Source organism: Kosakonia sp. MH5 (genome assembly GCF_009935945.1).
In the GTDB taxonomy this organism is placed as follows: domain Bacteria; phylum Pseudomonadota; class Gammaproteobacteria; order Enterobacterales; family Enterobacteriaceae; genus Kosakonia; species Kosakonia radicincitans.
The window spans coordinates 1-6,569 of record NZ_QODH01000027.1 but is presented as its reverse complement, the minus strand read 5'-3'; the positions used below and the strand labels follow the sequence as shown (position 1 = coordinate 6,569).

Sequence of the window (6,569 nt, the reverse complement as noted above, 5' to 3'; positions counted from 1 at the left end):
GGCCCGCAGACGGCGAAAGTGGTCGGCCCGCAGGGGGAGAGCATCTGGACGGACAAATATGGCCGGGTGAAGGTGAAATTCCACTGGGACCGTCTGGCAAAAGGGGATGACACCAGCTCCTGCTGGGTGCGCGTCTCCAGCGCCTGGGCGGGCCAGGGCTTTGGCGGGGTACAAATCCCGCGCGTCGGCGACGAAGTGGTGATCGACTTCATCAACGGCGATCCGGACCGGCCAATCATCACCGGGCGGGTCTACAACGAGGCCAGCATGCCGCCGTGGGCGCTGCCGGATGACTCGACCCGCATGGGATTTATGACCCGCAGTAAAGATGGCAATAAAGATAACGCCAGCTACTTGTTCTTTGAGGATCGTCCAGGCAGCGAATCCGTTGAACTCCATTCTGAAAAAGACATGAAAGTGTCAGTCGAGAATGATAAGACGGTGAATGTCGATGGCAACCGCACCACTACGATCCTGAAAGAGCAGAAAGATGATGTCACCGGTGACGGCACGTTCTACTACCGCGCAAAACGCACCACCACGGTGGACGATGCAGAAACCACAACGTTCAATAATGGCCAGACAGAAACCATCAAGAATGGCCGCACGCTGGATATCACCAGCGGTGGTGATACCGTAACAATAAAAGGTGGACGCACGACCAATATTGAAGGAACTGAGTTGCACCATGTCACCGACAAGCTAACAGAAAAATATGATAGCGGTCAGGAGACAACCATTGCTGCGGGGGGAAGGAAAGAGACCATTGATGGTGGTGTGACGATTGACGTAAATAGCGGTAACTGGACACAAAATGTGAATGCCGGGACAATCACAGTTTTTAGCCCGGATGTAATAACCATCAAGAGCGACAGTAAAGTGAGTATTGATGTTCCTTTTATGGTATCCCGGGCTTCCTCTCACAAAGAAAGTTTTGTAGGTAACAACTTCAGCATGACTGGCGCGTCTGAGAGTATTACGGGGGTCTCCGCATCTCGAACGGGCGCGTCGCTCTCACATAGCAACGTCTCAATTTCACACAATACTTTCGGATATAGTAATAAAGCTATGGAGATCAGACAGATAAAAGCAGTCGTGAAATCGGGCGGTTTATCGATGTCTTCTAAACTGTTGACTCTGTTTTTATGAGATCAGGAAAAAAAATGAGTAATGCTTTTATCATATCAATGGTCGTTATTGCCCTTGTCTTTGGTGTCTTTCCCATTGCGAGATTTCTTTACACCACGCTTTATCCCTATCTTAAAGACGGATTTTCGCAAGATGCGGTATTAAAAAATGGGATCGCCGTTAACGCTGATATTATTTATACCGAGCAAACAAGCAGTTGGGACGGTAATAAACCGGTGTATAAATTAACACTCAGATTTAAGACGGCAGAACACCAGGTGGTTGAAGCGACAACAATGAAGGCCTTGACCTTTAAAGAAATTGAGCAGTTTAAAGAAGGCAATGGCACAACAATAAAATATGACCCGAAGGATCCGAAGAAAATCGCTATTTACGACAAGCCGCTAGTACTTGGTCAATAAACGAAGATGCCAGTATGGATTGAGAGCCGGTTAATAGTGACTCAATTCACTCTGGCATTTTTACTGTATAGCACCGCCAGCAGTTTGCATGAGCCGCCGTCGACGCACATTAATTAAGAGACAGGCAACACTGCAAGCCCCCATTCAGACACAATCTTCCAGACGTACTAAATAAAAAAATTTACCACTCCAACACCATACTTAATCTTCCAAAGGATGTTTTATGAAGATTATTAAACCGCTACGACTGAGCGTATTAAATCGGCCATTTCGTTTGCAGGGACAAAATCACCTGGGTGTTTCTGTTATGGCGCTCGCCGATATGAGTGCCTCGCCGCAAGTGCGGCCCGAAGTTGAACTGTGGCAACTGGCCGCCAGCGAGTTACAAACCAGCGGCGGAGTAGTGGATATGGCCATTCCGAAAGCACGTGCGGAATTCCTCGCCACGGGATACGCCTACACGCAGCATCATCAGGACAAAACGACCTGCGCGGTACGCATCGAAGTCGATAAACTGGTTAAAACACTGGCTGTTACCGGCGATCGCTACTGGGCGGGTTCGCGGCCGACAGAGCCACAGCCGTTTGAACAGATGCGCCTCGACTGGAGCCGGGCTTTTGGCGGCGCAGGGTATGACGAAAATCCGCACGGCGTTGGGGCCGTGACGGAGACGCACAACGGCACGCAGTATCGCCGCCTGCCCAACATTGAAGCGTTGCATCAGCGCATGGTTTCACCCCGTGAAAAGCCTGAACCAGCAAGCTTTGGCCCGCTGGATTTGCTGTGGCCGCGCCGTTTTCGCCGGATGGGTAAAAACTATGATGCTCGCTGGCTGCAGCATGATTTCCCCGGTTTTGCTCCCGATATCGACTGGCGCGTATTTAACGCCGCCAGCCCCGATCAGTGGTGGGAAGATCGCGATTCGCTGCCGCCGCAGGCCACCTGGCGCATCTGGAATATGCATCCGCAAAAACCTGTGCAGGAAGGCACATTACCGCCCTGGCAGGCGCGCTGCTTTATCCAGCGTCAGCGGGGTGATGAGATCCTGTTTGAAGAGATTGCCCTGCGCGCTACCACCGTATGGTTTTTCCCGCATCTGGAGCAGATGGTGCTCATCTGGCAGGGCAATCAGCGAATAAATGAAGACGATGCCGCTGACGTGCTGCATCTGATGCCCGCGCTGGAGAAAAACGGCGCAACACGCTCTGTTAACCACTACCGCAAAGTGCTCAATCAGCGCCTCGACAAAGAAAAAGGTGCGCTGTTTGCCTTTCGCGAGAAAGATCTGCTGCCAGAAGAGGTCATCTGTGCCTGGATCGATAACGACGTGCAGGAAAATCACAGCCCGATGCGTGAAAACCAGAATGCTCGTGCGCTGCAGTTGCGCGAGCAGCACCGTGCGAGGATGGAAGCGCAGGGCAGTGATGTCAGTGACATCCTGAAAGAGAGTGACGAGCCTGCGCTGCCAAAGCTTGATGAACTGCCTGAGTTTATTGAAGAGATGGAGCGAAAAGCTGCCAACATGCAGCAGCAGGCCGAAGCGCGTAAAGCTGAGATGGAAGCACGCTACGCGGATGCCGCAGGCGGCAATAACGCCGTTCGCGGGCCGGAATCAATGCACCGAATGCAGGAGTTGCTGGCGCGTAACGCCTCCCAACTGAGTGAGAAGAAGCTGGCCGAAAGCCGGGAAGCGCTGCACCAGATGTATCTGATGTCCGCAGCCCAGCAACCGCCAGCCATCAAACTGACGGGCGACATTGCGATGATTATCCGCCAGCGTGCGGAACGCACCATGGCGCAGGGTGGCGATTTCAGCGGACTCGATCTGACCGGGGCGGATTTTTCCGGAATGGATCTCCGTGGCGCAAACTTTCATAAGGCGTTGCTCGAGTGCGCCAATCTCAGCGGTTGCCAGCTTGAGGGCGCGAACCTGACTCAGGCGATGCTGGCACGTGCTGATTTGCAAAACGCATCGCTGCGCGGATGCCAACTGGATCATGCCTGCCTCGCGCTGGCGCAGTGCAAGCAGACGGATTTTCACGGGGCGCAATTTACGGAGACGGAAATGAGCGGCGCCCTGTTCGAGGCCTGTGATTTCAGCCATGCCCGCATCAGCAATGTGCTGCTGCGAGAGACGGGATTCAGCCAGTGCCTGTTTCAGCATGCAATGCTGGATAACTGTGTCTTTATGGAACTGGTGCTGCCGCAACCTGACTTTAGCCACGCGGCGATGACAAAAACCAGCTTTATCAAATGCGAACTTCTCAGCGCGACATTCGCTCATGCCCAGCTTGATAGCTGCTCCTGGGTGGAGAGCCAGCTTGAACACGCTCACTTTGCCCATGCCTCGCTGATTACCTGCGCCGTCGCATCGGGCGGCTCGCTGGCGGGGGCGGATTTCAGTGGCGCGCATCTGAAACAGAGTAACTTCCGTCAGGCGCTGCTGATGCGGGCGCATTTTCGGCGGGCAACGCTGGATAACAGCGATTTCAGCGAAGCACAGTGCGAAAATGCCGACTTCAGCGGTGCGACGCTCACTGGCAGCCTGTTTATGCGCACCGATTTTCGCCAGGCGCGCTTTAACGAGGCCAATCTGATGGGGGCCATGTTGCAAAAGAGCCGCCTTGAAGGTGCCGATCTCAGCTATGCGAATCTGTTTCGTGCTGATTTATCGCAATCCATTACCAGTAAAGCAACACACTTTCACGGCGCTTATACCAAACGGGTAAAAACGCTGCCGAAGCGTGATGGAGAGGTGATATGAGCACATTAACTGCGGCGCAATTACAGCAGAAAGTGAAGGGCGGCGAAGCCATTATCGAACTTAGCCTCAATGGTATAGACCTGCGGGGATGCGATCTTTCTGGCGGTATCTTTCAGGAGGTTTCGCTACAGGGTGCGAATCTGCAAGGCGCGAACCTGAAGGAGAGCATCTTTACCGAATGTGAATTTCGCGGTGCGAACATAGCCGGGGCAAAACTGGATGAAACCATCTTTAACCAGTGTGCAATGCCGGGTATTAACGCCAGCGGTACGACCTTAACGCACTGTGTGTTTAATGAGTGCAATCTTGTTAACAGCGATTTTTCCAGCTCGACCAGTGACGCCAGTCAATTTATGCGCTGTTCCCTGATCAACAGCCTGTTCACCGACTCGGCGCTGGAACGCTCCACTTTTTATGAAAGCCCGCTTGATGGCGCAGCTCTGGCCAATTGCCGCAATCTGATGACGACCTGGTTTTCTATCGATCTGCGTGAGACAGATATGCAGGGGAGCCAGTTTGAGCGGTCGGTCTTTTTTAACTGCGACCAGCGCGGGAAACGCTATGTGCAGCAGCAGTTTATCGGCTGCCAGTTTACCGATAACCAACTGGATGGCGTGGATTTTACCGGCGCGCAGCTTACGCAATGTAACTTTAAAGGCGCATCGCTAAAGCAGGCGCAACTGTGCAGTGTCAACGCGACTCAGGCGCTGTTTATGGAAGCTGACCTGAGCGGTGCGAACGCCCAAAGCAGCGTGTTTGATCAGGCTATTTTTGTCGGTGCGACACTCAATCAGGCAAGTTTTAAACAGAGCCGCTTTTTCCAGAGCATCCTGCAACAGATTGCAGCACGGCGAACGGAATTTACCTTGTGCGATTTTACCTACGCTGATTTTTCTTTTGCCGATGTGCGTGAAGCCGATTTTCGCGGCGCCGCGTTCTCCCGCACGCGCTTCCATCGCTCCCGGCAGGACAATGCGCGCTTTGCCGATCGCAAAGGCATCCTCGAATACGACGAAGAGTTACTGGCGGCGGAAGCCTGGAGCGCCGAACGCCACAGCAAAATCTACGGAGATCTCCTATGAACAATATCAACCATCAACTGCTTACGGCGGCGATCCCGGCCGGGCAATTCGCAGCGCTTGTGACCCACTGCTTCGATGACGGCAGCCTGATGGTCGAAAGTGAAGGGCGCGGCTGGCACTGCCGTCGGGCAGTTAGCTGCGTCATTGCGCCGCAGGCGGGCGATACCGTACTGATTAGCGCGGTCGAAAACCAGATGTGGTTGCTTGCTGTACTGGAGCGGCTCAACCCGAATAGTGCTGAACTTAGCGTGCCGGGCGATTTGCATATCACAAGCCAGGGCGCGTTAAGTCTGAGCAGCGAAGCCTTGAATATCAATGCGCTACAAAGCGATTGCCATATCAGCGAGATGAACTACAGCGGCGAAAAAATCTCGGCCTGGGTATCGCTGTCGCGCATTGTGGGGAAACGCGCGGAGTCGGTCTGGCAGACCGTCACGCAGCTCAGCCAGCAGCTTTTTCGCCACACGCGCCAGACCGAGCATGTCCGCGCCGGGCAACTCGATATGAAAGCGGAAGATTATCTGCGCCTGCATGCGCAAAATACCGTGATCACCTCGAAAGCGATCACCAAAGTCGATTCTGAACAGATCCATATGGGGTAAGGAGGGAATATGTTTGCCAATTGCCAGTTGATGGGGGTCGATCTTGCGTTCCCGGATGTTTGCCTGACCCCGATGCCTGCGCCCACACCGATTCCTTATCCGGATATTGCGCTGGGGCCGACCGCTATTCCGAACGCCCTTAACATTCTGTTTATGGGAATGCCCGCGCACAATATGGCGACGGTAACGCCGCTGACGAATGGCGATAATCCCGGTGTGGCAACCGGCGTTGCGTCCGGCACGGTAATGGGGCCATCGCGCCATCTGACCGGCGCATTCACCGTGCTGCTTAAAGGCACGCCAGCGACACGCTTAACCAGCGTGAGTCTGCAAAACTCGACCAATGCCATTGGTATGCGCATTGTTCCCAGCCAGTTCAAAGTGCTGATGTTGGCTCCGTAACGCACATCGCACGACACGCACTATTTCCAACTTAAAAAACGAACGCACAGCAAGTGCGATTTAAGGTATCAGCCTTTTTACGGACTCATTGTTTATGGTGAACAGAATATCGGTCAGGCTGCCCGTGGAGGGGCTGCTTTTCTGGAAACTCTCCGGGCGCGAGGCGCTG

The 6,569-nt window shown here is 53.7% G+C and carries 6 protein-coding genes; all 6 read left to right on the top strand.

The genetic code is table 11. The features are described 5' to 3' along the window. Nucleotides 1-1,149, top strand: a 1,149-nt coding sequence (locus DK872_RS27055) for a type VI secretion system Vgr family protein (RefSeq protein WP_161519122.1), incomplete at its 5' end; no start/stop codon positions are given. A 14-nt stretch (nt 1,150-1,163) separates the two neighbouring features. Next, complete coding sequence (locus DK872_RS27050; RefSeq protein WP_071920948.1) at nt 1,164-1,550, top strand: DUF3592 domain-containing protein; 387 nt, start codon at nt 1,164-1,166, stop codon at nt 1,548-1,550. A 223-nt stretch (nt 1,551-1,773) separates the two neighbouring features. Next, nucleotides 1,774-4,314 (top strand): DUF2169 domain-containing protein, encoded by a 2,541-nt coding sequence (locus tag DK872_RS27045; RefSeq protein ID WP_071920947.1) that lies wholly within the window; start codon nt 1,774-1,776, stop codon nt 4,312-4,314. After that, nucleotides 4,311-5,396: a pentapeptide repeat-containing protein gene (locus DK872_RS27040; RefSeq protein ID WP_072441675.1), complete on the top strand. Its 1,086-nt coding sequence runs from the start codon at nt 4,311-4,313 to the stop codon at nt 5,394-5,396. Before DK872_RS27045 ends, DK872_RS27040 begins: the two co-directional genes overlap by 4 nt. Next, nucleotides 5,393-5,998, top strand: coding sequence for a DUF3540 domain-containing protein (locus DK872_RS27035; protein ID WP_007371700.1), 606 nt, complete (start codon nt 5,393-5,395; stop codon nt 5,996-5,998). Before DK872_RS27040 ends, DK872_RS27035 begins: the two co-directional genes overlap by 4 nt. A gap of 9 nt (nt 5,999-6,007) precedes the next feature. Continuing rightward, complete coding sequence (locus DK872_RS27030; RefSeq protein ID WP_007371701.1) at nt 6,008-6,400, top strand: DUF4150 domain-containing protein; 393 nt, start codon at nt 6,008-6,010, stop codon at nt 6,398-6,400. The last annotated feature ends 169 nt before the right edge of the window (nt 6,401-6,569 follow it).

What these genes read in the sequence shown, in the direction of transcription:
- DK872_RS27050 (WP_071920948.1), top strand. Translation starts at nt 1,164, where the DNA reads ATGAGTAATGCTTTTATCATATCAATGGTCGTTATTGCCCTTGTCTTT.
- DK872_RS27045 (WP_071920947.1), top strand. Translation starts at nt 1,774, where the DNA reads ATGAAGATTATTAAACCGCTACGACTGAGCGTATTAAATCGGCCATTT.
- DK872_RS27040 (WP_072441675.1), top strand. Translation starts at nt 4,311, where the DNA reads ATGAGCACATTAACTGCGGCGCAATTACAGCAGAAAGTGAAGGGCGGC.
- DK872_RS27035 (WP_007371700.1), top strand. Translation starts at nt 5,393, where the DNA reads ATGAACAATATCAACCATCAACTGCTTACGGCGGCGATCCCGGCCGGG.
- DK872_RS27030 (WP_007371701.1), top strand. Translation starts at nt 6,008, where the DNA reads ATGTTTGCCAATTGCCAGTTGATGGGGGTCGATCTTGCGTTCCCGGAT.